Origin of the sequence: Rhizobium leguminosarum (genome assembly GCF_004123835.1) — a bacterium.
GTDB classification, from domain to species: Bacteria; Pseudomonadota; Alphaproteobacteria; order Rhizobiales; family Rhizobiaceae; genus Rhizobium; species Rhizobium leguminosarum_M.
In genome coordinates this window covers 961,054-987,082 of record NZ_MZMU01000003.1, presented here as the reverse complement: position 1 = coordinate 987,082, position 26,029 = coordinate 961,054, and the positions used below count along the sequence as shown (strand labels likewise).

Sequence of the window (26,029 nt, the reverse complement as noted above, 5' to 3'; positions counted from 1 at the left end):
GCTTCGCCCAGCGATCGGAGCGATCACCCGGCGAACAGAGAAGTTCCGGAGGCTCGATGCGGTCTCCAAAAGCGAGTTCCATACCGATACGGTCGGCGACCTTGCAGCGGCGTCGTGACCGCACTCACCGCCTTGTGTAAGTTTTCGAAAAGCGGTTAGCTGCATCGTTGGCTATGCTTGGTGTGCTGAGACGTGTCCGCATTTCGAGGGAAATCTCGTGCACTGGTCGAAACCCCTACGACTGCATCTCGGCGTCCTGGTCGTCGCATCGCTGCTTTGCACGTCGACGCCGATCATCTGGCTGGCGTTCAGGCAAGGAAGCGATGCTGCGGTCAGTGCGGGCGTGCAGCAGATGCGCGAGATGAGCCTGCGGCTGATCGAGGGGTACCGCAATACGCTGCAGGGCGGCACCGAGGCGGTGGCGCTCGCTTCTACCCTGCCGCTGCTCGCCTCCCCGCCGCCCCAGGATATCACGGCGAAACATCAATTCTTTCTGGAGGTTCTGCGAAACGTCCCCAACGCAACGAGCGTCTACACCGGCTATCCTGACGGCTCGTATCTGCAGGTCATCAACACGCAAAGGCAGGATGTCCGCCGGATCCTCGCAGCACCCGATGGCACGGCTTTCGCGATCCGCACAATCGCACGCAGCCAGGGCCTGGATGTCATATCGACAATTCGCTTCCTCGACCGCCAGGCAAGGCCGATCGCCGAGCGTGACGTCGACTATGCATCATTCGATCCGCGGCAACGCCCCTGGTACCAATCCGTCATCCAGCACGGCGAGGAAGTATCCGTCGGACCCTATGTCGCGGGGACGCTGCAGCTTCCAACGCTGACGATCGCAGCACCGATGAGAGACGACGATCAGGTTGTCGTCGGCATCAACATCCACCTGATGACTGTCAGCCGCCTGCTGGATGCTGAGGAGATTTCGCCGCGGGCGCGCGCCTACATCATCGATGATGCCGATGATCTGATCGCCCATTCCGACCCGGCAATCATGAACAGGCTTCTCGGCATATGGTCGAAAAATGCCGATGGCGCCGTTGCCGTCGACACGACGGCAGACAGTTACGACACGAGCCTCGAAACGGTAGCGAGGCTCAGGCGCGATCCCACCTTTGCAAACGGCGGCGTGGTGCGGATCGATCTCGATGGCGAACGCCAGATCCTGCAGATCGCCCCCGTCGGCGTGTCCGGTCTGTTCAAGGGAAGCGTCGCCGCAATCGTCGTGCCGCTGGAAGATCTGGTGGCTGAGGCCAATCGGCTGCTCATGCACAATCTCCTGATTGCCAGCGCCTTCGTGATCGCGGGCCTTGCTGCATCGGTGATGCTGTCGCGCATGGTTAGCCGCTCCCTCTATCGCCTCGCCGACGAGGCGCGCAGGATCGGCGATCTCGACGTCAGCGAAAAAGGTATCTCCCATTCCTTCATATCGGAGATCAACACGCTGGCGAGCGCGCTGGCGGCAAGCCGCCACGCCATCAGCCAGTTTGCCCTTTATGTTCCGCGGGAAGTCGTCAGGCGGATCATCGATCCCAAGGGAAGAACCGCCGTCAAGGCGCAGCGGCAGGATGTGACCGTGCTCTTCACCGACATCAGAGACTTCACCACCATATCCGAGCGACATTCGCCCGAGGACGTGGTCGATACGCTGTCGGCCTATTTCGAACTCTTAAACACCATCGCCGAACGCAATGGCGGGACTGTCGTGCAATATCTCGGCGATTCCATTTTCGTCATGTGGAACGCCCCTGTTCCGGATGCCAGACATGCCGAAAACGGCTGCCGATGCGCCCTTGCCATGAAAGCGGCAGTCGACGACTTGAATGAAGCCAATCGCCGGAATGGCCGTCCCGCGCTCATCACGCGATTTGGATTGCACACCGGCCCGGCGGTCGTCGGCAGCTTCGGCGCGATTTCGCGACAGCAGTACACCGCCATGGGCGATACGATCAATGTCGCCTCACGGCTGGAAGGACTGAACAAGGAATTCAACACCTCGATCCTGGTGAGCGCCGCCATCCACGACGCGGTCACCGACCGCTTCGATCTTCGCCCGCTTGGCCTGGTGCAGGTCAAGGGACGCGCCGAGAAGGTCGATCTATGGGAGCTTGTCGGGGATATCGGCGATTAGAACAAGATGATCGAGGGTGGAGCATCAGAACTGATCGCGTGGTTGCCGCGCTCCGGCATTGGTTGAAGAGCAGCCTGACCTTTTGACCACTTGCCTGGCAGTCCACCCAACCGAAAAGACCCCGCAATTGCAGGGCAAATTTCAGGAATGGACATAAAAGAGGGGGTCGCTGTGTCAGCGTTCTTCATGTCGGGCAAGTAAACTTGCTCGCGACGATAAAGTTCCGAAAATTTATCCAAAGTATTTTCCCGTATTGGTTTGACTTTCACTTACTTGAAGCGCGCTGTGTCATGAGTATTACGGCCGTAGAGACGCTGCAAAACACGGGCCTGACAATGAGGAAGACGAGATGTTGCCTACGTATGCCCGTCGCTTTCAGCCGGACAAAATCATTCACGCCGTCTGCGACCATCCTCTCAAGTCCTTCGCGATCAAGACAGCGGTATTGGTCGGAATGGCAGTGTCGATAGCAATCGTCATTCATATGTTTATCGGCGCCTAAGTCGCCCCTCGCCATCAATCCTGGAGACACACGACAATGCAATTCACCGATGAAGAGCAGCTACGCCGTCGCGCCTACGCCATTTGGGAACGTGAAGGTTGCCCCGACGGGAAGGATACCGAGATTTGGGATATGGCCGTGAAGGAGATGAACGGTCAACAACCACCGCAATCTCGCGATGTGCCCTCTCCCGCACAACCAGACGAACCTGGTTCGCACACTCACAAAGCATAGCGGTGGAGCCGCCGTCCGCTGGTGGCAACGCTTCCTGGTGATGCTTCGTGACCAGTTGCAGCAGTCGTTTCACCGCTTCGGGCGCCGACAAGCGGCTCGGCCCATGGCCAGCCCCGTCCTTCGAGGCCCCGGCGGGGCACCCTCAGGATGAGGCTGGAGAAAGGTCGCGCCCTGTTGCTTGTGTTCTGGCGGCGATCAGAGCTTTCCCTCTGCCAGCAATTCGCGGGTCCGCTTCAGTGTCGACAGCAGCGCGGCCTTGTAGCCGGTTTCGCCATCGAATTGCGCCTGCTCGGCCTGCTCTTCCGGGCCGTTTGACTTTTTGCCGCGCAGCCCGATGTAGCAGTAGAAGCGCAGCTGCAGCTGACCTTCTTCATCCTCGAAGAGCTCGTTGATAATAGCTCCCTCGCGTGGTCCCGTCGCCTGAAAGAAGGTGACCTTGCTTTGCTGTTCGAGGGTGATGATCTCGCGCAGATTCTGCCCGGCAATCGTCGCCTCGCGCACGAAATGGGTCGGGCTTTCCTCCACGACATCGCAGCGGGTGCAGAGACCGGCGGGAAGAAAGAGCCGGGCGTCGCGTGCCTTGCGTTCGAGACCTTGCCAGGCCTCAGCGCGCGTCAATGGGGTTTCGCCTTCCGGGTTCACCGGAACTGTGGCGGTCGAATAGATCATGGTGATCGTCCTTTGAGATCGCTGTGCTGCCTCAGGCTGAGGCAACGGTTTCCGAGGCGAAGGCGGAATAGGAGCGCAGCGGGCGTCCGAGCAGCTTTGTCAGGCGCTCGACGTCGCCGGCCTCAGGCAGCATCCCGTCGGTCAGGAAGCGCTCGCCCATCAGCCGCATGTCGTAGGCCATCCAGGCGGGCATGAACTGCTTGAGATTCTGCTCGAAGCCCTCGGTATTGTCGCCGCCATAGTGGATCGGGCGGGCGAGCACGTCTGACCAGATGGCGGCGATATCCGTTCCGGTCAGTGTCTCCGGGCCGACGAGGTTGATCCTCTCGAGCGCCAGCGGCTCCGCGGACTGTTCGCGGCGCAGCAGCTCAAGGGCGGCGATCTCGGCGATATCACGGACGTCGATCATGGCGAGACCTTTGGCGCCGATCGGCATCGGATAGGCGCCGTAGCCGGTGATGACGTCTTTGACCATCAGATCGTTCTGAATGAAGTAGGCCGGACGCAGGATCGTCGCCTTGAAACCCATCTGCTCGATCATCCGCTCGACGCCGAACTTGCCGGCGAAATGCGGCACGTTCACGTAGACGTCGGCGTGGATCACCGAGAGATAGACGATCCGCTCGATGCCGGCCGATCGGGCGACGTTCAGCGCGATCAAAGCCTGGGTGAATTCGTCCGGCACCACGGCGTTGAGGAGGAACAGGGTCGACACGCCTGACATGGCGTTGCGCAGGGAGTCGACATCGAGAAAGTCGCCTTGGGCGACGCTGACGCCAGCCGGGAATTCGGCTTTCGACGGGTCGCGGACAAGAGCCCGGACATCGGCGCCGCGCTTGACGAGGTGTTCGACGACTTGGCGGCCAACATTGCCTGTGGCGCCGGTGACGAGAATGGTCATGGTTTTTCTCCGTGTTGAGTTGCTTGACACCTCGAATATGTGTGGTTCACTGGTAGTCCGATAGACGGTGATTTTAGACACGCCGTCTCGCTGGTGGAACACTCATGGACCTTCTTGCGCTTGCCGATTTCAATCTCGTTGCCCGCCATGGTGGCTTCGGCAAAGCCGCAAGGGCGACAGGCCGGCCGAAGGCAACCCTGTCGCGGCGTGTCGCCGAGCTGGAGGGCGGTCTCGCTCTGCGGCTGTTTGAACGGGGTGCGCGTAACCTCAAGCTTACCGAGGAAGGACGGGCGCTGTTCGAGCGGACGGCAGCGCTGCTTGCCGAACTGGACGAGACGGCTGCGGCGATTGCGTCCGGCGGTCAGAAACCCAAGGGGAGATTGCGGATCAGCGCACCTTTGCATTTTTCCCAGACCGCCATGGGAAGGATCGCTGCGGGCTTTGCCCTCCAATATCCGGAGGTGAGGCTTGAGGTGACGAGTGAGGACCGGTCTGTCGATATGATCGAGGAAGGCTACGATCTGGTTATCCGGGTCAATCCCGATCCCGACGAAAGCCTGGTCGGACGGCCGTTTCTGCGCGACCGGCTGGTGGTGGTTGCAAGCCCCGACCTTCCCCGGCCGACCGGTGGACTTGCCGCTCCCGGCGTTGCGCGCGGGGCCGGCGAAGCCCAAACATGGCAGGTGAAGACAGCCGGCGGCCGGTCGACGATCAGGATCGAGCCGGTCCTCACCTTGTCAACGCTCATCACGATCCGCGATGCGGTGCGCGCCGGCGTCGGCGCAGGCCGTCTTCCCATTTCGCTGGTCAGCCACGACCTGGCGGACGGCACCCTGGTCAACTGGGGAGATATCGACGGCCCCGAGGTCACTCTCTGGACGCTCTACCCCTCAAGGCGACTGCTCAGCGCGCGCGTCTCGGCGTTCCTCGATTTTCTGAAACAGGCCTTCCCCAACGGCACGCCGGAGGAACTGGCCGCCTATATTGCTAGGTGATGACCGCGCTTTGCCGGCGTCACTGACGAGCTCCACGTCGCATGTTTCATGGAGCGCGCACCGGCTCATATGAGATGACGGAGGATGGGCGCGTGCTTTCGCCGCGACCCCGCCGTCGACGAAAAGCCTTCCTGCGAAATTCCTCGAATCCTAGCCGATTTTAGGGTAAAATTAACCAGTGCATCGAGAGGGCTGAAACGTCCTTGCGTGGCGCATGCGTCGCGCAGTGCTTACGAAGGAAAGATGAGCCAATGAAAAGGTTAGCAATCGTTATCCTGTCGCTGGTGACGGCGCTGACGAGCGTCCCGCCGGCCATGGCGTTTCCCACCATTGCCGTGCCGAAGATCGAAGCCCCGGAGGCGCAGCCGGTCCAGTACAGAAATTATCGCGGTGGATACCGAGGCGGCTATCGAGGCTATCGCGGGCGTGGATACCGCCATCGTGGCGACGATTGGGCCTGGGCACTCGGCGGGCTCGCCACCGGCGCCATCATCGGCGGAATGCTGGCGCAGCCGAGATATTATGGCCCAAGCTACTACGGTCGGGGCTACTACGGTCAGGGCTACTACGACCGGGGCTACTACGGATCGCCCTATTACGGTCCGCCGCGCTACTACGGCTCGACCATTTACCGTCCGCGCTACTACGCGCCGCGTTACCGCCAGGTCTATAGTGGCGGCAACGGACATACGAGCTGGTGCTACTCGCGCTACCGGTCTTACAGGGCTTACGACAACACGTTCCAGCCCTATTACGGTCCGCGACGGGCGTGCATCTCGCCCTACTAGAACATGTCGCGCAAAACTGTGCAGCGGTTTTGCGACAACGACATGCGTAAAAAAGAGCTAAAGCGCGACAAGCGATCTGAAAGATCGTGACGCGCTTTAGCAGTTTAATTCAGGACAGGATTCAGGTTTGAGGCCGACCCGGCCTCAAATTATCTGCCCTAGCGAAAACCGCCGCTGGCGGCCAATCGTTCGCCGCTCAGCCAGCGGGCATCGTCGGAAGCGAGGAAGACGGCGACACCGGCGATATCGTCCGGCTGGCCGATGCGGCCGAGCGGCGTCTGGGCGACGATGGTCTGTTCGAAATCCGAGCCGATGACGCCGGCCGAGTGCGTGCCCTCGGTTTCGACCATCCCCGGCAGGATGGCGTTGACGCGGATCTTGCGCGGGCCGAGTTCCTTGGCAAGCACGCTGTTGATGCCCTCGACGGCTCCCTTCGTCCCGGTATAGACGGCGGAATCTGGCGGCGCCAGACTGGTGACCACCGAGGAGATGTTGATGATGCTGCCGCCCTCGCCGAGATGCTTGACCGCTGCCTGGCTGGTCAAAAGAACACCGAGAACATTCACGTCGAACATGCGACGATACTGTTCCTCGGTCACCTCACCGATCGACGCGAATTCATAGACGCCGGAATTGTTGACCAGCACGTCGAGCTTGCCGAACTCCTTGACCGCAGCATCGACCAGCCCCTGTGCCTCACCGGCCTTCGAAACATCGCCCTGCACCGCGATGGCTTTGCCACCAGCCGCGCTGATCGCCTCAACCACGGCGTCGGCTCCCGCCTTGCTCGAAGCGTAGTTGACCACCACTTGCGCACCTTCCGCTGCGAACGCCTTGGCAATCGCAGCGCCAATGCCTTTGGAGGCGCCCGTCACCACAGCGACCTTTCCTGTAAGCTTAGCCATTTCTCGTTCCTTCAGATCTGGATAGCCGCCGGAGTGGCGGACTTGTTCCATAGTTCAGAAATTCGGAACTATTGATCTCGATGTCAAGGGACGCTATATAAAATTCATGAGACCGCTCTTTCACCCAGCGCTGGAGGACATCAAGCCCGAGGCGATCCTCTATGCGCTGTCCGATCCGGAGCGCGTTGCCATTTATGCGAAGCTTGCCGGCGCCAGCGGTGGCGGGACGTGCTCTGCGCTTGCCGATCTCGGCGACCGCGTCATCCCAAAGTCGTCGCTGTCCAACCATTTCAAGGTGCTGCGCGAATCTGGGCTGATCCGGAGCGAGCGCCAGGGCGTGGAGATGCGCAATCAAACGCGCTGCACCGAGCTGGACGAGCGCTTCCCGGGCCTGATCAGGGCCATCCTGACGGCTTACGGCCAGCTTCCTGGGCAGCCGAAGACGGACTGATCGCCCTTAGAGGAATTCCAGGAAAAGTGCGAAGCGGTTTTCCGTCCGGAATTGCGTGAAAACAAAGAGATAGAGCACAGCGCCCAATGGCCGCTGCCGGCGGAGGTTCGCCTAGGGTCAGGACTCGTTAATCACAGCCGGAAGATGACGGAAGCTGGCTCTTTGGCGTGAAAGCGGGGGAACTTTTCCGCTGGGTTCATTTTTCCCCATGATAGCTGCCGAAGGATTTTACGGGTGACCAAGCCGGAAGGATCTCGGGCAGTTTTGGCGATAGAGCGCGATAGTCCTGCGCACCAAACACGACCTTTCCGTCCATGATAGTGAGCACAGAAGAGATGGATTTGATCTGATCTTCCGACACGGTGAAGTAATCCCTGTCGAGCACAACAAAGTCCGCCAGGTATCCGGGAGCGATTACGCCCATTTCGGATTCTGTATTCATGAACCACGCTGCACCATTGGTAAACAGTTTCAGCGCCTCGGCGCGGGATAGGCGATTGTCCTTAGCAAGAATTTCGGATCCGGACACAGACTTGCCAGATACCATCCAGCTTATACCGACCCAAGGGTTGAACGTGGCTGCCCGGAAGGCGTCGGTGGTCATGGCCAGCGGCATGCCGCTAGCCACGAGCCTGCGCAGACGCGGGGTCTCCAGAGCCTTCTCGCGACCATGGGTTTTGATGAAACCATCGCCGTGCAGCGCCATTTTGGCGTCCAGGGCAATTCCGCCACCCAGCTTTTTCACCCGATCGATGTTCTCCGGACTAATGGTCTCAGCGTGCTCGAGACTCCATTTCAGGCCATCGAGCGGGATCGTTTCGTCCACCTTCTCCAAAGCGTCGAGAAAGGGGGAGATGTTCTCGTTGTAGCTGACGTGCATGCGAAACGGGATACGCCTCTGGACCAGCTTCATCACATCCTGCTCGACGAAGCGTCGCATCTTCTCGGGCTCGATGATGACCGCCGGACGGTCGAAGTTCTCATGATCGTGCACTTCCCCGCTCAGAACCTCCCCGGCCCCTCGATATTCATGGCCATGTGCCAGGGTGGGATGCAGGTTTTGTCCTGGACTTATCGGCGCGGTTTTCGTGATCGCCTCGAGTTCCAGATCCACCATGTTTACCGGCCCGCCGTCGCCGAGTTGCAAGTCCACAAAGGGCATGCGCACATTGAGGCGGTTGTCTCGTGCAAGCACGTCTACCCTCGCCTGGGCCTCCGGGTATGGCCACCTGCCGCCGTTATCGATGATCGAGGTCACTCCGAACCGGTTCAGACCGTGAATGCTGTAGGCTATCGAACTCACTTGTTCGTCTAACGTGGGCTGCGGCACCATGGTCTCGAGGGCGAGGAACAACCAAGTATAGCCGTGAACCACACCGGTCGGATTGCCGCGGCTGTCCTTTTCGAATTCGGTGTCCGGCAACTTTGGGAACCGATCGGTGCCCACGCCAAGTGCCTCCATCGCCTGCTTGTTCAAGAAGGCGCGGTTGTAGGCATATTGCACGATCATGGGGCGATCGGGCACGGCCTCGTGCAGTTCGCCCAGCGTGGGAAAGCGGTTCTCCTCAAACTGGTAGGGGGACCAGCCTCCAATTACCTTGACCCATTGGCCCTCCGGCGTGCGTGCGGCCTGCTCGCTGAGCATGCTCAACGCGCGACGCAACGTCGGCACGCCATCCCATCTTACATTGTAGTTGTAAGCCATGTCGTTGAGGACGTGCGTATGAGCATCGATGATGCCGGGGATGAGCCGGCGGCTGCGCGCATCAATCACCCTGGTCTCCGAATTTTTCAGACCGAGAATATCCACATCAGAGCCGACGGAATAAATGCGGCCTTCCTTGATCGCCAAAGCTGAAGCTTCGGGCTGCGCACGGTTGCCGGTGAAGATCTTTGCGTTGAAAATGATCAGATCAGCACCGGGCTGCTCCTGCGTCGTTTGTGCCTGAACCGCAGAGAAAGAAAGACTTGTCACAAACGCGATGAATATTTTTCTGAACATTTTACCCTCGTTCGACTGATTTTTTTGAATTGCGGTCATGCACAAGCCGGCGCCCTATATTGGCGGTTCCTGAGGCAGGTCGCGAGGATGCCCCACGGGAGAGTCAGCCGCAGCGAAGTTGTCATTCTCCTCTTTGCCTTGGTAGTCCTCAGTCGTGTGAAGCCGTGTTGCAAAATAAGGAACGCTTTGTGGAACTTGAGGATCTCAGAATATTTGTGGAAGTTGCCGATGCGGGCGGAGTATCGTCTGCAGCGCTTCGACTGGGCATCTCCAAGTCGATGGTCAGCCGGCGGATCACCAGGCTTGAGGCGGAACTCGGCGCACAGCTATTTGCAAGGACGACCCGCGGTATAGCGCTCACGGAAGCAGGTTTTACATTCAGAGATTTCGCAGCACGGGTTTCTGCTGACTTGGATGTGGTGCGCGAAACGATCCTGCCCGCCGGTGAGCTTCGAGGCCGCATGCGCGTAGCCGCGCCCCTGTCATTTGGTCCGACCTATTTTGCTCCCGTCCTCTCCCAGATGGCTAGCCGACACCCGCAACTGCAAATCCTTTCTTCCTATACTGATCGCTTCGTAGATCTCGTGGGAGAGGGTTTTGATTGCGCAATTCGGCTGGGGCATCTGCCGGACTCGAACCTCGTCGCAAGACGTATCGGACCGATCTTTGGCAAGCTGGTTGCGAGTCCTGCCTACATCGAGGCTCACGGTGCCCCGGAAACACCGGACGAGATTGTGAATCACCAAGTCGTTATGCGGGACGCCGAGAAGTGGCAATTCATGAATGGCGACGAGATTGTCACGGTGCGTCCCCAGGGACGCTTCATAGCTGATAACGCAATGTCCCTCATAGCGGCCGCTCTGGATGGGCTCGGGGTCGCCTATCTGCCAGAACCGCTTGTCGCGGACCATATTTGTTCGGGTGCACTGGTGCCAATCATGACGCGTCATCCGATTCCGCCAGCCGGCATCTTCGTCGTAAGGCCGCCCGGCCAGTATCCCTCTCGAAAAGTGCGAACCCTCACGGAGATGCTTATCGAACGATTTGGAACTCGTTAGTCACAGCCAGAAGATGACGGAAGCTTATGCAGCAGAGTAACGCGTGTAACGGCATTAAGAGACCGGCGCGGACATCAATGACGTAGAGGCCAAAGCTGAAACAGGAACTGGATCGCCAAGCCCGCGATTACGATTGCGCCGACCAGCAGGGCGATGTTCTGACCCAGCTTTACTTGTCTTTCGCGCACTTCGACAGCCGAGATCGGGATTTCAGGATTGGATCGCAATCTTGTCCGTTTTGCATTCAGCCAGAAAGTGTCGAAAACGGCGGCGGCTATGACAACCGCCAACACCACTTCAAACATCGTGGAGCTGAGACTCCCACGAAGTTAGAGGTACAGGCTGACGATCGCCAAACCTAAGCCGCTTAGAGCTAAAGTTCGAAGTAGATCACGACCCTTAATTTCATTGAGCATGAGCAAACCTCATCGAGCCAACGTGCCGATGAGAGTGGGAAACCACATAGCAATTTGCAATCAAAAATTGATATGAACACTTGTCTATGCGTCACGACGGTAAACATCTGCTTATATCGAGGCTCGAATCTTCACTTAGATCAAATGAATCATTCAAGGTGGGTGTGACGCACCGGTTACTGTGTATCTTGCCCTCGGGAGCAACGGCGAGCGTTATGTGTTCCGCCTTTCCCATCGCCGCGCCCGTGGTCCGGCCGACGTCAAGACCGAAACGGCGTTCCTGGCGCATCTCTCGCAATCGGGCGTCCCGGTCGCAGCACCCGTCCCGACCCGCGAGGGAAGCTTGCCGCAAGCCGGATGCGGCGGATGCCGGCGATGCCCGGGCCAACGGCAAGACCCTTGCTTTGCTGCACGACGTCGCCGAGACATTCCAGCCGGACGGAGCGCTCTATCGGCTCGACCTCGACTTGCTGCATCGGCCGCTTGCCCGCATCTGCGATAGCGGCGTCGTGGAAGACGCCGACGTCCGTAGCGATCTTGAAGACATCGCTGCGCGGACCGCAAAGGCGATTGAAGCCTTCGCCAATCTGAGCTGGACTTATTGCCATGGTGACTGCCACGGCTTCAATGCACGGATCAGCGACGCCGGCGAAGCCGTATTTTTCGACTTCGATGACGGAGGTCCGGGATATCTCGCTTACGACTTGTCGGTGTTTTTATGGTCGCAAACATCCTTCGGCCAAAGGTCGACCGACATGTGGGACGCCTTCGTCGATGGCTATCAAACCGTCCGGCCGATCACGCCCGACGACTTCGAAGCCGCCCATCGCTTTGTGATCGTCCGCCACATCTGGCTGATGGGCGAATATGCCAGCCGGGCCCAGGAATGGGGAAGCGAGACTGTCGGCTGGATTGCCCGGGAAGCAAATTTCCTCAGGCGGTGGGAGACCGAGCGATGTCGCCAAAGCGGAAGAGCTCACGAAGCTAAAGAAGCCGTTGCGCCTGCCGGAGTGTGCTTCGCCGTAATCGCGTTGACGAGCAGCCACAGATGACAAACGCTTCGAAGGGTCCGAGACGCGACCTTCGTTTCACTGACCGCGAAAGCCCAGATGCGGCGCTCCGCTTCGTTGAATCCGGGAATATTGACAAATCCCTCGACGGTCAAATTGGGAAACCGCCTGAGTGCGTCCGTTACCGAGACCTTCGCCTCTTCAGTTCGGCCAAGAGCCGCAAGCGCGCCAGAACGCATCACCCAGTGTGTTTCCTTCCATAGTTTTCCGGCGTCAAGCGGTCCAGCATCCGCAGGGCATCCTCATACCGGCCCGCCATGAAATAGGCATGAGTGAAAATCCTGGCACTCCACATCGGGAAATCGGGGTTGAGACTGACCGCCTTGTCGACCAGTTCCGCGGTGCGCTCTGGCTCGCCGAAGGTCGAGGCCCCATCGATATAGAAAGTCAGAACTTCGAACTGGCCGGGAGCGAGGCGCAGCGCGGTATCGAACTCTGCCTTGGCGCGTTCGAATTCGCCTCTATCGCCTAAAGTCATGGCATAAACAGCATGCGCTTCGGCATCGCTCGGGTCGAGCTGGACGGCGCGCTCGGCAGCCTCGGCAGACAGAGCCCGGTTCTTGTCGGCTTCAACCCCAAAACCGATCAAGACACCATGGGAATGGCTAAGTTCGACCCAGGCGCGGGCAAGGCCGGGGTCCAGTTCGACCGCGCGGGTGAGCAGCCTGACGGCCTCTTCGACATCCGCCTGATTGACTTGCTCGAGTTTTTCGGTGCCGAGCAGATAAAGTTCGTAGGCGTTGAGATTCTCGGGTGGCTTTCGGTGGGCGGTGATGCGGCCTGCCTCCTGGACCAAACCTGCGCCGCCGCCGAGGCGGTTCGAAATCTGCTCGGAAATTTCAATCTGGATTGCGAACAAATTCTCGTCCGGCCGGTCCCAGCGCTGCGTCCAAAGATGTTTGCCCGTTTTGGCGTCGATGAGCTGCGCCGTAATTCTAACGCGGTCAGACTGACGCTGGATGGAACCCTCGACCACAAATCCCGCACCGAGCGCCTTACCCACTTCACTCGGCACGGCTGGTTTGTCCCGGTATTGTTCAGTCGAGTTACGGGCGATCACATGGAATTCAGGAAACCCCGCCAGATCGGTGATGATGTCCTCAGTGAGGCCATCGGCGAGGCGTCCGGTCGCCTCGTCGCCGCCATAGTTGTCGAACGGCAGCACCGCTACCGACGGCTTGCCGCTTACTGTCGCGGTCGGCCAGAATTGCCAGACCGTCCCGGCCAAGACCAGAATAAGGACTGGTACGACTGCTGCTGCCCAAACCCAGCGCGGAGGCGATGACCGCCCTGGTTGGCGTGGGGCTTGTCCCTCAAGGATGACGCGGAAGGCCTGTATCGGTTCGGCGATATTCTTCACCTTCTGCTCGCCCATCGGCTCGAAACCCAAAGCCAGCTTCTTCTCAACCTCCCTGGCGACCTTTCCCGAGACACAGATGCCGCCAGGGTCTGCCAACTGCTGAAGCCTGGCCGCGACGTTGACGCCCTCGCCATACCGGTCCTCGCCCTCAACGATCACCTCGCCGAGATTGATCCCGATCCTGACCCTGATCCGCTGGTCCTCGGGAACGGCGGCATTCCGTTCCGCCAGCCCGCGCTGCAGCGAGACGGCGCATTCCACCGCGTCCACCACGCTGCCAAATTCGGCGAGCATCCCGTCGCCCATCAGCTTGAAAATCTGGCCGTGATGGCGAGCAATCTCCGGCTCAAACAGTTCCTTGCGTCCCGCACGAAGGCGCTCGAATGTACCAGCCTCGTCGCGCTCCATCAGCGCGGAATAGCCCACGACATCAGCAGCGAGGATGGCGGAAAGCTTGCGGTCCATTGGTTCGGCCTCACCCGCCCTATTATAGGACTGGTCGCACTTAAATGAAACGACCGACCTCAACAGCGCTTCAGGGGAACCCGCGTTTCATCCAACACTTCCACTGAACGCCGCAGGCAGTCCCTCGGTGTGGAATGCCCATGTGAGCCCGATTGTTCGTGTGCCTACCGCAGCAATGTGAGGACCGGCGTCGAACGCAGCCCCACTGTCCGGTGTGGGCGGCGAAGCGGCGCATGACCTAGCTTTAGACTAAGTCCATTTTCGCAAGTTTCGCGATATTCGAACTTGCCTCCCGTTATGTCATTGCGGGCCTTTATAATTTATAAGACGCCGTCCGATTTGGGCCAAACCCTGACCTTGGCGGCAAGAACTCTAATGTCCGTTTTTTGTGTCGGGCGTCCTCGCAGCGGACGGTCGGCTATCGGCCCCAAATCGGTCATTCCTTCACGCGGGCCAACGACTGCTTCTGGGCGCAAACCTGCCGCAGCTGGTTCATTCCTTGAGCGATGGCTGTCCGACCATCAGCTCTGTACCTTTGACCGCAGCCAGTCCTGAAGCTTGTCCACCGCTTGAGACTTCCGATATCGCGGCTTCACCAGATAGAAGTGCGACCGCGCCCTGAGGGCGCCGTCGAAGACTTGCCTCAGCCTGCCCGCCTCGATGTCGGTCGAGACGAAAGCGCGGGTTGCCACAGCGATGCCCTGTCCGGCGATTGCAGCTTCGATCGCGTGCGATGTCTGTGAGAAGCTAATGCCCCGAAACAGCGTGGGATCACCGCCGCCGAGGAAGCGGTCGATATATTCGGGCCAGGAATTATGGGCATCGTGAAGGAGCGTGTAGTGCGAGAGTTCTGCCGCGTTCTCAGGTTCGGCTCCCTCGGCGACGAGGCTCGGATTGCAGATGGCAATGATCTCCTGCTCGAACAGCAGTTCGGCGGCAAGGCCGGGACCGAAGGGAGGGCTGCCATAGCGAACGGCGAGATCGACGCCGTCGACCTGGAAGCTGGAAATGCGGTCTGTCGCCAGGATGTGGAGATCGAGATCGGGATGCCTCGAGGTGAAGTCCGGAAGACGCGGGATCAGCCATCTCGAGGCGAAGGTCGGTGTCGTGCTGACCACCAGTTTGACCGGCTGAGGCTTCAGGTTCGCCGTCGCGTTGGCGAGCAGTTCGAAGGCGCGCCTGACGTCGGCGACATAGCTTCGCCCCTCGCCCGTCAGCGCCAATGACTTCGGCAGGCGCTCGAACAATGTCACCCCGAGTTCCGCCTCAAGCCCTCGCACGTGCTGGGCGACGGCTCCCTGGGTGACGCCGAGCTCTTCGGCCGCGAGCCGGAAGTTCAGATGACGCGCCGCCACGTCGAAGGCCTTGAGGCCGTTGAGGGATGGAAGATTGCCGATGAGCATGGACATTCGATAGTTTTTCTACTGGGACATTTCACGAAAACTGGTTCGCTCTCGCTTGAGGCCCATGGTATTCGAAGGATCAAAGCCCGGCAATGGGTGCAAAATCTGGTAGGGATAGCGACGATGGCAGTAGAAAAGGTAGCGATCATCACGGCTGGCGGCAGTGGCATGGGTGCGGAAGCCGCGAGGCGGCTGGCGGCCGATGGCTTCAGGATCGCCATCCTGTCCTCGTCAGGCAAGGGCGAAGCGCTTGCCACCGAACTGGGCGGCATCGGCGTCACCGGCTCGAACCAGTCCAACGACGACCTCCAGCGCCTGGTCGACGCATGCATGGAAAAGTGGGGTCGGATCGACGCGCTCGTCAACAGCGCAGGTCACGGTCCCCGTGCGCCGATCACTGAGATCACCGACGAACAGTGGCATACCGGCCTCGACGTCTATCTGATGAACGTCATCCGTTCGGTTCGGCTGGTCACGCCGGTCATGCAGGCGCAGAAGTCGGGCGCGATCGTCAATATCTCCACGGCCTGGGTGTCCGAACCGTCGGCGATGTTCCCGACCTCGGCCGTCTTCCGCGCCGGGCTCGCCGCCTACACCAAGATTTACGCCGATACCTATGCGGCCGACGGCATCCGCATCAACAACGTGCTGCCAGGCTGGATCGACAGCCTGCCGGCGACGGAGGAGCGCCGCGACAGCGTGCCGATGAAGCGCTACGGCACCAGCGCCGAAGTGGCCGCGACGATTTCCTTCCTCGTTTCCGAAGGGGCGGGCTATATCACCGGCCAGAGCCTCAAGATCGACGGCGGCCTTACCCGGTCCGTCTGACAGGATCGCTTCAACGCCAGGGAGAACAGCGATGTGCTGCGACTACGTCAAGGCCGGCGAGATAAAGAAGGCTGAGGCGGAGGCGAGACAGTGAACCTCGCCGAGGTCGATGCATCGGCCTGGGCCGAGTTGGAGGGTGCTGCCGCCGATCCGCAGTCGGCCTTCCGCTACCTGAACCTGTGTTCGGTCGACGCCTACGGCCGGCCGCAAGCCCGCATGGTGGTGTTGCGGCGCGTGGATGCGGCGCGGCGCGTCCTGGAAATCCATACGGATGTCAGAAGCCCGAAATGGCAGGAAATATCGGCCAACCCTTCGGTCACCCTCCTCGGCTTTGGCCCACTGCCGAAAGTGCAGCTTCGCCTTCAGGGATCGGCCGAACTCAATGGACCGACAAGCGAGTGCGCGGCCGAGGCCTGGAGCCTGTTGCCGCGAACAACGCGCAGCACCTACATGGGCGGGCCGCCGGGCGACGACATCGGCGAGCGGCCGGCAAGCGAGGGTAGGCTCGCGGACGCCGATGGACAGGCTTTCTTCGGGGTGGTGATATTCCGAGCCGAGACGCTGGACTGGTTCCAGCTGCGCCACGCCGACAACCGACGCGCAGTCTTTGCCTACGACAATCTGGGCGCGCTGACCTCCTCGCGCTGGGTCAATCCCTGAGCGCCGGACGACCACGCGTGAGCGCAACCCGAAAACGTGAAGAAGGCGGCCGGTTGCGCAGCCGCCTCCTGTTTCATCAGGCCGTACGTCTGACCATTCTCGCAATAGCTATCAGGATGCAGGCACCGATGAAGCCCGCGATCAGATAACCCAGCCAGCCGCCAAGGGCGACGCCGAAGAGAGAGAGGATAAAGTTGGCGACGATGGCGCCGACAATACCGAGAATGATGTTCATCAGCACGCCCATGTTGCTCTTCATGAGCAATTCGGCGAGCCAGCCGGCAATGCCGCCGATGATGATTGCGGCGATCCAGCCAATACCTGCATTTTCCATAGCAATTCCCCGTTGTGAATTATTGAGCGGCCGGCGCCGGCTATCACGTCTCGCAGGTCGAGCTAAACCGATTGCCAAGCGACAAGACTATAACCTTCCGCGGCGCCAGTTGGTTCCATAAGCCCCCGCCTCCAAGAGTTGGCGTGCCCCTCCCGATCTGCTTCGGGTCACTTGTCGGCCGCGGGCCAATCGTTTGCAGGCTCCTCTATCACAGCGTCGTCGTCGTCCGCGGGGTCGGGATCGCGCTCAAGGGCTGCGCGCAGAATGCCGATCTCCTTGATGATCGCATCGAAGACGTCCTGCTGCCTGGCCCCGGCCACAACGCAGTCGTCGACGAGATGCTCCAGCTTCGCGCGAAGCCCGACCTTCCAATTGTTTTTGCTCATGACCTTCTCCTCCTCTGCTCGATCCACACGGAGCATGGTCGCTCGCGTATTCGGGCGACGGCTTCCACGCTCAGGAGAAGTGCCGGTTGCCGGTTCGATCATCGCGAGATCCTGTTCAGCGGGATGAGGTCGCGGCGAACGGGTAAAGGTGCTCGCCTGGCGTTTCGTTGCCCGCACCGAGAAATCGGAAAAACCGGTGCGTTCACCATCTCCGTCACGTCCGATTGGCACGCCGCGACCTCGGCGGATTAACCGGCAGCCGCAGGAATGGTTCCGCCCGGCCGAGAGCCAATGGCCAGGAAAGGCTCTAAAATCTTAGGGTCAGTGAAAGTGTCTCGCCTTCACCTCCAGAGCCGATATGCAAGTCCGGCATTTTTCCCGCTGTGTAGGTCGAGCTTTGGCGACCGAGTTTTGCGGCACGTCCCAAGTCTGCAGTAGACCAACAGGAGGCAAGACCCAAGTCTATGAAGCACCAGAAGACGCCGTAAGATAGATACTCTTCATACTAGCCACTTCCACACCGTAAACGCCGCTTACTCCGCCTTATCGAGCATGCTCGGCTCCGATGGCCTTTGCAAACGACATTGGCGCTTGGCACTGCCGCATTTCGAACCCACAAATGTCTGAGATTACGTTAAAGGTGACATTCATGAACAGTCTCATCCGGGAGGAATTTCCGCTCCGTGACACTCAAAGCCTACGTTACGATCTGCTTGATATGATTTCCGACGCCGATCTGGAGTTTAGATTGCCCGGCAACAATCCGAGCCTGGGAAGGCTTTGCTGCGAGATCGGTGAGGTGGAGCACGCCTATATCGATTCCTTCGAGACGATGCGGATCGACTGGTCATGGCGACACCCAGACCCCATAATGGCCAGCAGTGTGGATCGCCTACGCAGCTGGTATCTCAATATGGATAGTCAATTTGAAACGGTTATTGCCCGTTATACGGACGATGAGCTGAATGCCAAAACTATCGACCGTGGTGAATGGTCGCCGTCGGCTTATGTTCAGTTTCAGATATATCGCGAGGCTCTGCTGATCTTTTTCGCACGCTCCTCGGTCTATATCCGTGCGCTAGCCAAGCCGTATAATGCGAAGTGGAAGAAGATGATTGGCTAGCGCAGTCAAACCTCAAGACGACGTGCCGAGATCGACGCTGCAATGACGGCTGCGGGCCAAGAGCCGCGAATTCAGGTCTCCGAAGCGCCAGAACCGGTCGTCGCGGATTTCAGTGCAGTTGCAAATCAACCCTATTCCGTCCGCTTCAGACAGACGCGCGCGAGAATCCATTTCTTAGAAGGTCGGAAACTCCGACAATGTTGCAAGCGGGGCGGAAGCTTTCGATACGCCGTCGGTTCAAGCGGAAGACGAACTCCTGAAGATAGATGTCGAGGTGTCGTCGGCGGACGCCATGATAACGCCCATCATCCAGCGCTTCATCAGCGAGAACATGCGGTGTATACGCTTGAACCAGAGATGCGCGGGCAGCTTTCTGACGACCTTGGAGGCGTGCTTGCGGTCGGGGATTCCCTGATGATAGGCTTGGTTGCCGTCGGTGGAGATCGTCGTGCAGGCACAATCATTGACCGGAGGGTACAACAATGAGCGATCACCAAGAACACAACCAATTTGATGGCCCTCAGATGCAGGGAGCGCATTACGAGCGCGCCGATATGTCAGGCGCTAATTTCGATGGCGTAAACCTCGCAGACGCACGGTTTTACGCTGTTTTGACCAAGGCAAGATTCACTGACACCAATTTAAGCGAAGCGGTTTTTGACGATATCACCCTTGCAGACGCGCGCTTTAATAACGTCAATCTGTCTGGAGCCGCCATCACGAATGCAAATCTATCGCGACTAACCATAAGCGGCGTCACGTTGGCAGATTCGGACATCAAAGATGCCGATTTGACTGGGATGCGGATCAACGGCGTTCTCGTAACCGATCTATTCATGGCCTATGAACAGGCGAAAGCCTGAAAGCCATTTACTCCCGAGATAATGCATGACGTCGCAAATATCCTACAGAGCGTGTCAAAAGTAGCTTGATTATTTTGGAAAGCGGCTGAGGTGCTCGTGGACGATCTTCCACTGCGTTCCTTCCTTTCGCAATATGGTGGTGCCGCGACCGTCGCCTTCGTAGGTTTTCCCATCGATGTCGGCCTTCCATCGGAAGCGATATATGCAGCTTGCGACGGTATCGCTCACCGCAATCCAGTCGACATCCTCCAGCCAGTACACCTCGTTATGAAGCTTGCGCCAGGTCTCTTCAAACGCAGCCTTGATTGCGTCGATTCCGCGATAGGTGCCGTCGGTAAACCAGAAGACCGCCTCTGCTGATATAAGCGGGGCGACCTCATCGAAGCGCCGCAGATTAACTCTGGCTTCGTAAAGTTTCATGTGGTCCCGGGGATGCATACCGCTCTCCTTTCGTGTTGGCTGTGGATTCCGAAGTTTGTGACTGCATGGTATATTTTGCCATGGCACATTTATCCGGAACAGACCGCTCGCAAATGCTGCTTCTGCCTGAAGTGGTGGACGACTACGTCGGCCCGGACAACCCGGTCCGCTTCATCGAGGCCTTCATCGATGGGCTGGACTTGCAGGTTTCCGGATTTACACGCGTGGAACCAAAGGGAACGGGTCGTCCCGGTTATGATCCGGCCGATCTGCTGAAGCTCTACCTGTATGGATATTTGAACCGGGTGCGGTCGAGCCGTCGGCTTGAAGCCGAGACGTATCGCAATATTGAAGTGATCTGGCTGCTGCGGCACCTGAAGCCGGATCACAAGACTGTCGCCAACTTTCGCCGGGTAAACCATGCCGCTTTCCGGCAGGTGTTCCGGGAATTCGTCATCCTGTGCCGCCAGCTCGATCGTTCGGCCGGGAACTGCTGGCGGTGGACGGCACGCGCATCAAGGCGGTGAACAACAAGGAACGTAACTTCACGCGGGCGGCTTCTCCGATCCGGTCTTCGTCGAGAAGTTCCGGAGGCTCGATGCGGTCTCTAAAAGCGAGTTCCATACCTACACGGTCGGCGATCTTGTTCTGCCGAGACGTGCAGCGGCGGTGTGACCGCTATCATCGACGATCAGTTCCACGACCGAGCGCCGTAGCGTCATTCCGAGTTGAAAACTCCTTTATGGGGGCGCCGCCGATGGAGGCCAGAGTGGATCCTCGGGTCAAGCCCGAGGACGACGGAGGGCGGGTGAGCTTTGGAGCAAATGCAGTAACGGCGGATGGGATATGGGTGAATTTCGCTTCCGTCCCTTTATGGAGTCATTCGAAGTCAAAAACCTCACCATAAGGCTTGCCATCCAGTTCCCGGATCACAAAGGCTCCACCAGCAGACCTGCCGCCAGGGCATGGAACGCCTCGACCGCCTTCGGCAGCACACTCTGCGGGTTTTCGCTGGCGGCGATCCAGAGAGCGGCATTGAGGGCCGCGCCGCTCAGCAATCGGGCGGCCGCCTCTGCATCAAGCGGCTTGAGGATGCCTTGGGCGATCAGGCGCTCCACCGTGCTCTTGGTCACCTGCAGGCAATTGTTCTGGCTCGGCCACTGCGAGGGATCACCCAGCACCGCAGGTCCGTCTAGCAGAACGATGCGTTGCACTTCCGGATTGAGCGCCATCTCGATATAGGCCGCCCCCTCGGCGAGCTGCAACTGGTTCGGGAGGATAAACATGGCCTCATAGAGCGCCGGGCGACTGAGTACGAAGGCAATATAGGCAGCCTCTTATGTCGTGCTTGGGCGGCCCAGCGATGGTAGCGCGATGGCGAAGCCATCGGTCAATCTGCTCGGAGAAATCGTATGGTCTGGATCAGCGAGAGCCAGCTAAACGGGAAGTACGACAAGGTGTAGTGTCCGCACGGCAATATTAACCACTCTGGATTGGTTTCGGCCGCGCGTAACTCATCGACGAAACGGCTCGCCGTGTCGTAGGGAACAACCTCATCGATCTTGCCCGAGATCATCAAAAGTCTGCTGTGATTTTCGCGAAAACGCCCCACGAAGTTGGAGGGGCTGAGAATTGCCCAGATCTGCCTCAGTCGAGCCAGGTCTATATGTCCATCGATCGATGCGCGGATATGTCTCGTTGCCCTTCCTCGCCAGATCGTCTCGGCGAAATCGCCCGCTGTCAGCAGCAGACAGCCTCTCGATACGCGGGAGTCGAATGCCGTGGTCAGGGATGCAATGCAGGAGCCCAGGCTCACGCCGACGACATGGATCTGCTTCGCGCCATTGCCGCTTATCCAGGAAATCAACGATCTGATGTCGCAGACCGATTGACGGACGGAGCGTATGGCAACGCCGAGGTCGGCATTCAGGAAATCATTGGCAATCCTGGGTGCGTCGGATGCTCCGCGGCTTCCATGATGCGGAAGCGTGACGACATATGCCGTAAAGCCGGCAAACGACAGAACCGTTCCGATCGCAGCGTAGGCTCCGGGGGCGGAATTCCAGTGCGGGACGACTATTACGGCTCGCTCTCGAGAATGTCCCCGCGAATACACATCGACATGCACGCTGTCGTTTGCGGACCCATCCGCAAAGACGCTCTTGTATTTCAGGCATGTCCCTTCGACGCGAAAGCTGGTCTCATCGCAAGTCTCAGAGTAGAATTCGTCCGCTCGATCCACCGCATGCTGCACTGCTGCCGACATGCTTTCGATGCTGTCGAATTCATAGTCGCCAACTCCGGTAAATGCGCCCAGACGGAACCGCCCGCAATCTTTTTGGTCTTCATCAACCTGGGCAAGCTCCTCCTCCTTTTTGCGTAAATATCTGTCCAAAAGAAACACGATCCCGCTCCAATCGCCGTCTAACGTCCGAACGACCTACTGCTCTGAATTGTAAGCTCATGGGCATTCGGACCTTTTCGAGCGATGAAGCGGTTGCCGATCAACCGGCGCTCGTACCGAAGGCTCGTTCATCGTTTACTTAAGGTTCGACCAAACCGACGATCAGCGTGTATGCGATCAAAAGGAGCGATCCGTAGAGTGGGGTGAAGCCGTCAAATGGCGGACTGTTCAAGGCAATCGTCCACACGATAAAGGCAGCCGTCGCAATAGCGATCTGGCGCTTTGCGGGTGGAACGCCTGCCAGCGAAGTCTGTTTCCATGTCCATAACGGAGTCAGGATCACGCCTACCGCGAAGGCAATCCACATCACCATCTGCACGTTGACGCCGGCCGCCCCTTTGACCAGCCCGACCACCGTTACCCAGGCGGCAATGATATCTGCAGGAATATATTTGACGACCTTGTCGAAGTAAGTATCAACCGGTCCGTTGCCAGGCCCCATCAATTGCGTCGTTACAACACGTCTGCCCATTATTGTCCCCCATCGAGATATTGTTTTACCTGTTCGTCTTCGTAGAGAGCCGAGATAAGGATCCCTTCTCCTGCCACGCCCCACAGCGTCGAACGCGCTGCGTGATGGATGGCAATCACGGCAAAGTCGTCGTTGAAGCAGGGGGATCCGCTGGAGCCGCCGGTCGTGCGGCTGGCATATTGAAGCTTTCCCTGCGGCACCATGATCGTGGAAACGCCGCGCGGGCTGAACTGAAGCCGCATGGCCTGGCCGCCCGAATGGTGAATGACGCTGATACTCGAATCCTGCGCGGGAACTGCTTTTTGCAGCGCCACCGGCTTCAGGCCCAAGCATTTTGAAGTATCGGTCCTCAGCACGACGAAATCGTGCTTTTCGACAGGGCTTCTCGATAATACCGGCGACGCAGCATCCAGCTCTGCCAGCTGCCCTTCATCCTCTTGTGCTGCTTCGTTGGTCAAGGCACCGAAGCGCAGCTTGACGTTCGGTGCCGTAGCATCGATCTCGGCATCCGTTTTTCCGAGAACGTGATAGTTGGTGACCACGAGATCCGGTGAGATAAGGAAGCCGGTTCCTCCGGGTGCACCGTTGATCTCGATGCGGCAGACGCCGGAAGCGGCCGTAATCGCGCGTGTAAGAAATCCAATATCCCAGTCAAGCGGATCGGGACGAAAGAGTTTCTGGAGTTCCAGCTCGTCATTGCTGCCGCTCCAGGAGAAATCCGGGCCGACCGCTATGCCCTTCGCGGCAGAATCCCCTCCAATGACAGGCACCTGGAATCTGGCTATAAAACGCTGGCGCTGCTCCGGGTCAACGATGAGCTTGTACTTCACGATGAGAGCAGCGGTGAATCGCGCGTCATCCACGCCGAAGCTAGAGATCGTTGGAATCATGATGCTCCCGAGCGTCGTGTATTTTGGATTTTCCGGGTTCACCCCCTTTCCCTGAGCCCAGACGAACAATGTTCTCGCGTCGACTTTGGCGTCGCCCACGAACGGGTTGGCCATTTCCGCTCGAAAATCGTCGTTCAGCTCGGCGGCATCAACCAGCGATCTGAAAAAGGGAATCCCCCTTTGCGGAAGGGCGGCCTTTATGGCCTTCGTCTTCCAGAAATCGATCAGCTCTTCTTTGTCGCTGTGCTTCCATTCCATGTTTTTGATCAGATCCCTGATTGATAAATCCATATTCATGGGTATGGCCTCGGTAACAAACCGCAGGTCTGCTGATTCAGCTCGTTAAGCCAAAATTGATTGGCGATTAGACTGCACCTTTGGAGCTTTTCAACGACAATACATTGAAAATCCAGCCCAAGTTGCTCCTTTAATTCTATCAATATACTTCCCAATATCGTTGAGTTCTTTTTATCAATATCCAGCTGCGGAATATTTTGTCCTTGATCAATTGTTGCATCTACCAATGCTGCGGCCGGATCTGGGCTGTTCTTCAGTTTCGTTTTTATATTGTTTTTGTATTCAGCGGGTATATCCGCCATGTCGACAACATTGGCGTAGAATCTGTCTGGCAATAATGGATTTGGAATTATAGAGGCCTGATGCTGCAGCAGAAGAATGATATCTTCCCGGTCGTTCTCGCTTATATCCAGCGGCTTGAAATGCGGGGAATCTTCGGGCTCCGCTTCCGGCAGCGCGCGATTCCACTGGTTGGGGTTGCCGCGCACCAGGGTCACCGCGGCATATAAAACGGAGAGGACGAAGAGAGAGCCCGCATCCGGAAACACGATCGCACCAATCATGAGGATGATCGGTATTGTCAGGTGAGGATAGTGGGGAATGACAGCCTCGAGAAAGCTCTCTTTTTTCAAATCGGAAATAAATTCCGCATCATACCTGATCCGCATTGTCCGGCGCCACGCGGGGTCGCCTATCTTCTGCAGGTAGTAGCGCTTCGACCGCGAATATGTCCTGGCAAGTTCCATGATGCAAATCGCCAGCATGATAAGCGTATACGTGGCCTCCAGCAGGCTTGTGAAAGAAGAAGCTGTTATTTGAGGTCCCGATAGTGACGTGCATTGAGCGTAAAGCCAGCAACGAACATCGGAAAACCAATAACGAAAAATGGTAGTCTGGTCTGAGCTGAGATACGACGCCTGAAGCCGCATGAAATAGCCGGCACACAGGCCTAAAAAGGCAAGCGTGTATGCGTAGGTAAAAAATTCCGCGAGGAAATTCGTCAGCTCTGTCCCGCGAATGACCAGGCGCAATTTATCCGTATCATCGGCCAGGCGCGACATGAACGATGCAAAGTAAGTGCAATAAGCCAGGATGGCCAGATAAACGAACAGTGCGAGAGCCATGTAAAAATAGGCTATGCCGGTAAAGATAACTGTTGCTTCGGGGGTCGCCTGAGTTCTGCCTTGATAGGGCACTGTCGACCAGTCCCAAACCTCACCGCCAAGAAAGTCGGGGACACCGTGCCTCGCTCTCATAAACGGCTCGAAACAGGCGTAGAACCACTGCAGCCCCGAGGATATTGTCACACCGAGGAAAAGCACCAATACAAGAATTGACAGCCTTCTAAGCTGAATGTCCCAAGCGCCGGTAACTGTATCGGGACCGACAGCTACGCCTCCCGGACCGGTAATGACGCGCAATTCGGGATAGGCGACGGAATTATTGAAAAATGCCTTTATGGAAGAAATGATTGTAGAGAAGAAGGCCAAGTATAAGGGAAACAGGACCATATATACGATGGTCCAGTTTGGTGCAGAAAGAAATCCTACTTCCTTATTAGGAATATCGGGATTGTAGACGTAAATTCCAATCTTTATGAAAAAGCTGAATAGGCATAGAAGAAAGCCTATGGTTAGGGCTGTACCGACCGCTCCGACAAGAGTTAATTTATCGATCGCCCTTTCCAGGTGTTGAGCCAAATTCATTTATGGCCCCCCAAAAAAGCCGGATTTACCATTTGGCAAGCACATTAGAGGCGCATTTCTTCAGTTAGTCAAGTAAAAGTTGTTATAGCTATATTGTCGTCGAGGTAATGACTTACGCGAAAACGTTACATCCGTGACTGGCTCTCAGCTGCCGGCGGTCGTCAAGAGCCAGCCGCTGGAGAGGGATGGGAGCGGAAATATCGTGCGGCCAGCGGATGCTGAACCCG

At 58.2% G+C, this 26,029-nt stretch carries 24 protein-coding genes and 5 pseudogenes; 13 read left to right on the top strand and 16 right to left on the bottom strand.

What is annotated here, in order from left to right; genetic code table 11:
* Positions 1-217: 217 nt before the first annotated feature.
* Positions 218-2,140, top strand: coding sequence for an adenylate/guanylate cyclase domain-containing protein (locus B5P46_RS08585; RefSeq protein WP_129418297.1), 1,923 nt, complete (start codon positions 218-220; stop codon positions 2,138-2,140).
* Between the two features lie 538 nt (positions 2,141-2,678).
* Positions 2,679-2,876: a DUF2934 domain-containing protein gene (locus B5P46_RS08580; protein ID WP_129418296.1), complete on the top strand. Its 198-nt coding sequence runs from the start codon at positions 2,679-2,681 to the stop codon at positions 2,874-2,876.
* A 195-nt stretch (positions 2,877-3,071) separates the two neighbouring features.
* On the opposite strand, the gene B5P46_RS08575 is transcribed toward B5P46_RS08580, so the two are convergent.
* Both B5P46_RS08575 and B5P46_RS08570 read right to left on the bottom strand, forming a co-directional pair.
* Complete coding sequence (locus B5P46_RS08575) at positions 3,072-3,545, bottom strand: AtaL-like protein (RefSeq protein ID WP_129418295.1); 474 nt, start codon at positions 3,543-3,545, stop codon at positions 3,072-3,074.
* Between the two features lie 31 nt (positions 3,546-3,576).
* The gene (locus B5P46_RS08570; RefSeq protein ID WP_129418294.1) at positions 3,577-4,446 is read right to left on the bottom strand and encodes an SDR family oxidoreductase; all 870 of its coding nucleotides are present in this window, start codon (positions 4,444-4,446) and stop codon (positions 3,577-3,579) included.
* Between the two features lie 104 nt (positions 4,447-4,550).
* Between B5P46_RS08570 and B5P46_RS08565 the strand changes: the two genes are divergently transcribed.
* Entirely contained in the window at positions 4,551-5,441 is an 891-nt protein-coding gene (locus B5P46_RS08565) for a LysR family transcriptional regulator (protein ID WP_129418293.1), read from the top strand.
* 251 nt (positions 5,442-5,692) lie between these two features.
* Positions 5,693-6,229, top strand: coding sequence for a BA14K family protein (locus B5P46_RS08560; protein WP_129418292.1), 537 nt, complete (start codon positions 5,693-5,695; stop codon positions 6,227-6,229).
* Between the two features lie 158 nt (positions 6,230-6,387).
* Here the strand turns inward: B5P46_RS08560 and B5P46_RS08555 are convergent, their stop codons facing one another.
* Positions 6,388-7,134, bottom strand: coding sequence for a glucose 1-dehydrogenase (locus B5P46_RS08555; RefSeq protein ID WP_129418291.1), 747 nt, complete (start codon positions 7,132-7,134; stop codon positions 6,388-6,390).
* 106 nt (positions 7,135-7,240) lie between these two features.
* Here B5P46_RS08555 and B5P46_RS08550 point away from each other — a divergent pair, with 106 nt between their 5' ends.
* Positions 7,241-7,585, top strand: a complete 345-nt coding sequence (locus tag B5P46_RS08550; protein WP_129418290.1) for an ArsR/SmtB family transcription factor — start codon at positions 7,241-7,243, stop codon at positions 7,583-7,585.
* Positions 7,586-7,781: 196 nt separating this feature from the next.
* On the opposite strand, the gene B5P46_RS08545 is transcribed toward B5P46_RS08550, so the two are convergent.
* Complete coding sequence (locus B5P46_RS08545; RefSeq protein ID WP_129418865.1) at positions 7,782-9,587, bottom strand: amidohydrolase; 1,806 nt, start codon at positions 9,585-9,587, stop codon at positions 7,782-7,784.
* A 188-nt stretch (positions 9,588-9,775) separates the two neighbouring features.
* Between B5P46_RS08545 and B5P46_RS08540 the strand changes: the two genes are divergently transcribed.
* Positions 9,776-10,645: a LysR family transcriptional regulator gene (locus tag B5P46_RS08540; protein WP_129418864.1), complete on the top strand. Its 870-nt coding sequence runs from the start codon at positions 9,776-9,778 to the stop codon at positions 10,643-10,645.
* A 74-nt stretch (positions 10,646-10,719) separates the two neighbouring features.
* Here B5P46_RS08540 and B5P46_RS08535 read toward each other — a convergent pair whose 3' ends face one another.
* On the bottom strand, positions 10,720-10,950 hold the full coding sequence (locus B5P46_RS08535) for a hypothetical protein (RefSeq protein WP_129418289.1): 231 nt from the start codon (positions 10,948-10,950) through the stop codon (positions 10,720-10,722).
* 292 nt (positions 10,951-11,242) lie between these two features.
* Between B5P46_RS08535 and B5P46_RS08530 the strand changes: the two are divergent.
* Positions 11,243-12,113, top strand: a pseudogene (locus tag B5P46_RS08530) (phosphotransferase enzyme family protein); the annotation flags it as partial.
* Between the two features lie 196 nt (positions 12,114-12,309).
* On the opposite strand, the gene B5P46_RS08525 reads toward B5P46_RS08530, so the two are convergent.
* The gene (locus tag B5P46_RS08525) at positions 12,310-13,956 is read right to left on the bottom strand and encodes an adenylate/guanylate cyclase domain-containing protein (RefSeq protein WP_245456119.1); all 1,647 of its coding nucleotides are present in this window, start codon (positions 13,954-13,956) and stop codon (positions 12,310-12,312) included.
* A gap of 521 nt (positions 13,957-14,477) precedes the next feature.
* Positions 14,478-15,365: a LysR substrate-binding domain-containing protein gene (locus B5P46_RS08520; protein WP_129418288.1), complete on the bottom strand. Its 888-nt coding sequence runs from the start codon at positions 15,363-15,365 to the stop codon at positions 14,478-14,480.
* Between the two features lie 117 nt (positions 15,366-15,482).
* Here B5P46_RS08520 and B5P46_RS08515 point away from each other — a divergent pair, with 117 nt between their 5' ends.
* Together B5P46_RS08515 and B5P46_RS08510 are read left to right on the top strand one after the other, a co-directional pair.
* Positions 15,483-16,187: an SDR family oxidoreductase gene (locus B5P46_RS08515; protein ID WP_129418287.1), complete on the top strand. Its 705-nt coding sequence runs from the start codon at positions 15,483-15,485 to the stop codon at positions 16,185-16,187.
* Between the two features lie 90 nt (positions 16,188-16,277).
* A complete protein-coding gene (locus tag B5P46_RS08510; protein ID WP_129418286.1) occupies positions 16,278-16,847 on the top strand; it encodes a pyridoxamine 5'-phosphate oxidase family protein in 570 nt (189 codons plus the stop codon).
* 76 nt (positions 16,848-16,923) lie between these two features.
* On the opposite strand, the gene B5P46_RS08505 is transcribed toward B5P46_RS08510, so the two are convergent.
* Together B5P46_RS08505 and B5P46_RS08500 are read right to left on the bottom strand one after the other, a co-directional pair.
* Entirely contained in the window at positions 16,924-17,181 is a 258-nt protein-coding gene (locus B5P46_RS08505) for a GlsB/YeaQ/YmgE family stress response membrane protein (RefSeq protein ID WP_129418285.1), read from the bottom strand.
* 167 nt (positions 17,182-17,348) lie between these two features.
* Entirely contained in the window at positions 17,349-17,567 is a 219-nt protein-coding gene (locus B5P46_RS08500) for a hypothetical protein (protein ID WP_129418863.1), read from the bottom strand.
* 649 nt (positions 17,568-18,216) lie between these two features.
* On the opposite strand from B5P46_RS08500, the gene B5P46_RS08495 reads away from it, so the two are divergent.
* Positions 18,217-18,690, top strand: a complete 474-nt coding sequence (locus B5P46_RS08495) for a hypothetical protein (protein ID WP_129418284.1) — start codon at positions 18,217-18,219, stop codon at positions 18,688-18,690.
* 226 nt (positions 18,691-18,916) lie between these two features.
* Here B5P46_RS08495 and B5P46_RS08490 read toward each other — a convergent pair.
* Positions 18,917-19,179 (bottom strand): annotated as a pseudogene (locus tag B5P46_RS08490) (transposase); the annotation flags it as partial.
* Here B5P46_RS08490 and B5P46_RS08485 point away from each other — a divergent pair.
* A complete protein-coding gene (locus B5P46_RS08485; RefSeq protein WP_129418283.1) occupies positions 19,173-19,553 on the top strand; it encodes a pentapeptide repeat-containing protein in 381 nt (126 codons plus the stop codon). The pseudogene B5P46_RS08490 and the gene B5P46_RS08485 overlap by 7 nt on opposite strands.
* Before the next feature lie 69 nt (positions 19,554-19,622).
* Here the strand turns inward: B5P46_RS08485 and B5P46_RS08480 are convergent, their stop codons facing one another.
* Complete coding sequence (locus B5P46_RS08480; RefSeq protein ID WP_245456118.1) at positions 19,623-19,973, bottom strand: YybH family protein; 351 nt, start codon at positions 19,971-19,973, stop codon at positions 19,623-19,625.
* Positions 19,974-20,053: 80 nt separating this feature from the next.
* Between B5P46_RS08480 and B5P46_RS08475 the strand changes: the two are divergent.
* Positions 20,054-20,529 (top strand): annotated as a pseudogene (locus B5P46_RS08475) (transposase); the annotation flags it as partial.
* A gap of 2 nt (positions 20,530-20,531) precedes the next feature.
* A pseudogene (locus tag B5P46_RS34850) lies at positions 20,532-20,648 on the top strand (antibiotic biosynthesis monooxygenase); the annotation flags it as partial.
* A gap of 254 nt (positions 20,649-20,902) precedes the next feature.
* Here the strand turns inward: B5P46_RS34850 and B5P46_RS08465 are convergent.
* The 5 genes and pseudogenes from B5P46_RS08465 to B5P46_RS08445 all read right to left on the bottom strand — a co-directional run.
* Positions 20,903-21,232 (bottom strand): annotated as a pseudogene (locus B5P46_RS08465) (TetR/AcrR family transcriptional regulator); the annotation flags it as partial.
* Between the two features lie 131 nt (positions 21,233-21,363).
* Positions 21,364-22,377, bottom strand: a complete 1,014-nt coding sequence (locus B5P46_RS08460; RefSeq protein ID WP_129418281.1) for an alpha/beta hydrolase — start codon at positions 22,375-22,377, stop codon at positions 21,364-21,366.
* A 139-nt stretch (positions 22,378-22,516) separates the two neighbouring features.
* The gene (locus B5P46_RS08455; protein WP_129418280.1) at positions 22,517-22,909 is read right to left on the bottom strand and encodes a hypothetical protein; all 393 of its coding nucleotides are present in this window, start codon (positions 22,907-22,909) and stop codon (positions 22,517-22,519) included.
* Positions 22,909-24,096 (bottom strand): trypsin-like peptidase domain-containing protein, encoded by a 1,188-nt coding sequence (locus B5P46_RS08450; protein ID WP_129418279.1) that lies wholly within the window; start codon positions 24,094-24,096, stop codon positions 22,909-22,911. The genes B5P46_RS08455 and B5P46_RS08450 overlap by 1 nt, the downstream gene beginning before the upstream one ends.
* Positions 24,093-25,802, bottom strand: coding sequence for a hypothetical protein (locus B5P46_RS08445; protein ID WP_129418278.1), 1,710 nt, complete (start codon positions 25,800-25,802; stop codon positions 24,093-24,095). Before B5P46_RS08445 ends, B5P46_RS08450 begins: the two co-directional genes overlap by 4 nt.
* Positions 25,803-26,029: the final 227 nt, after the last annotated feature.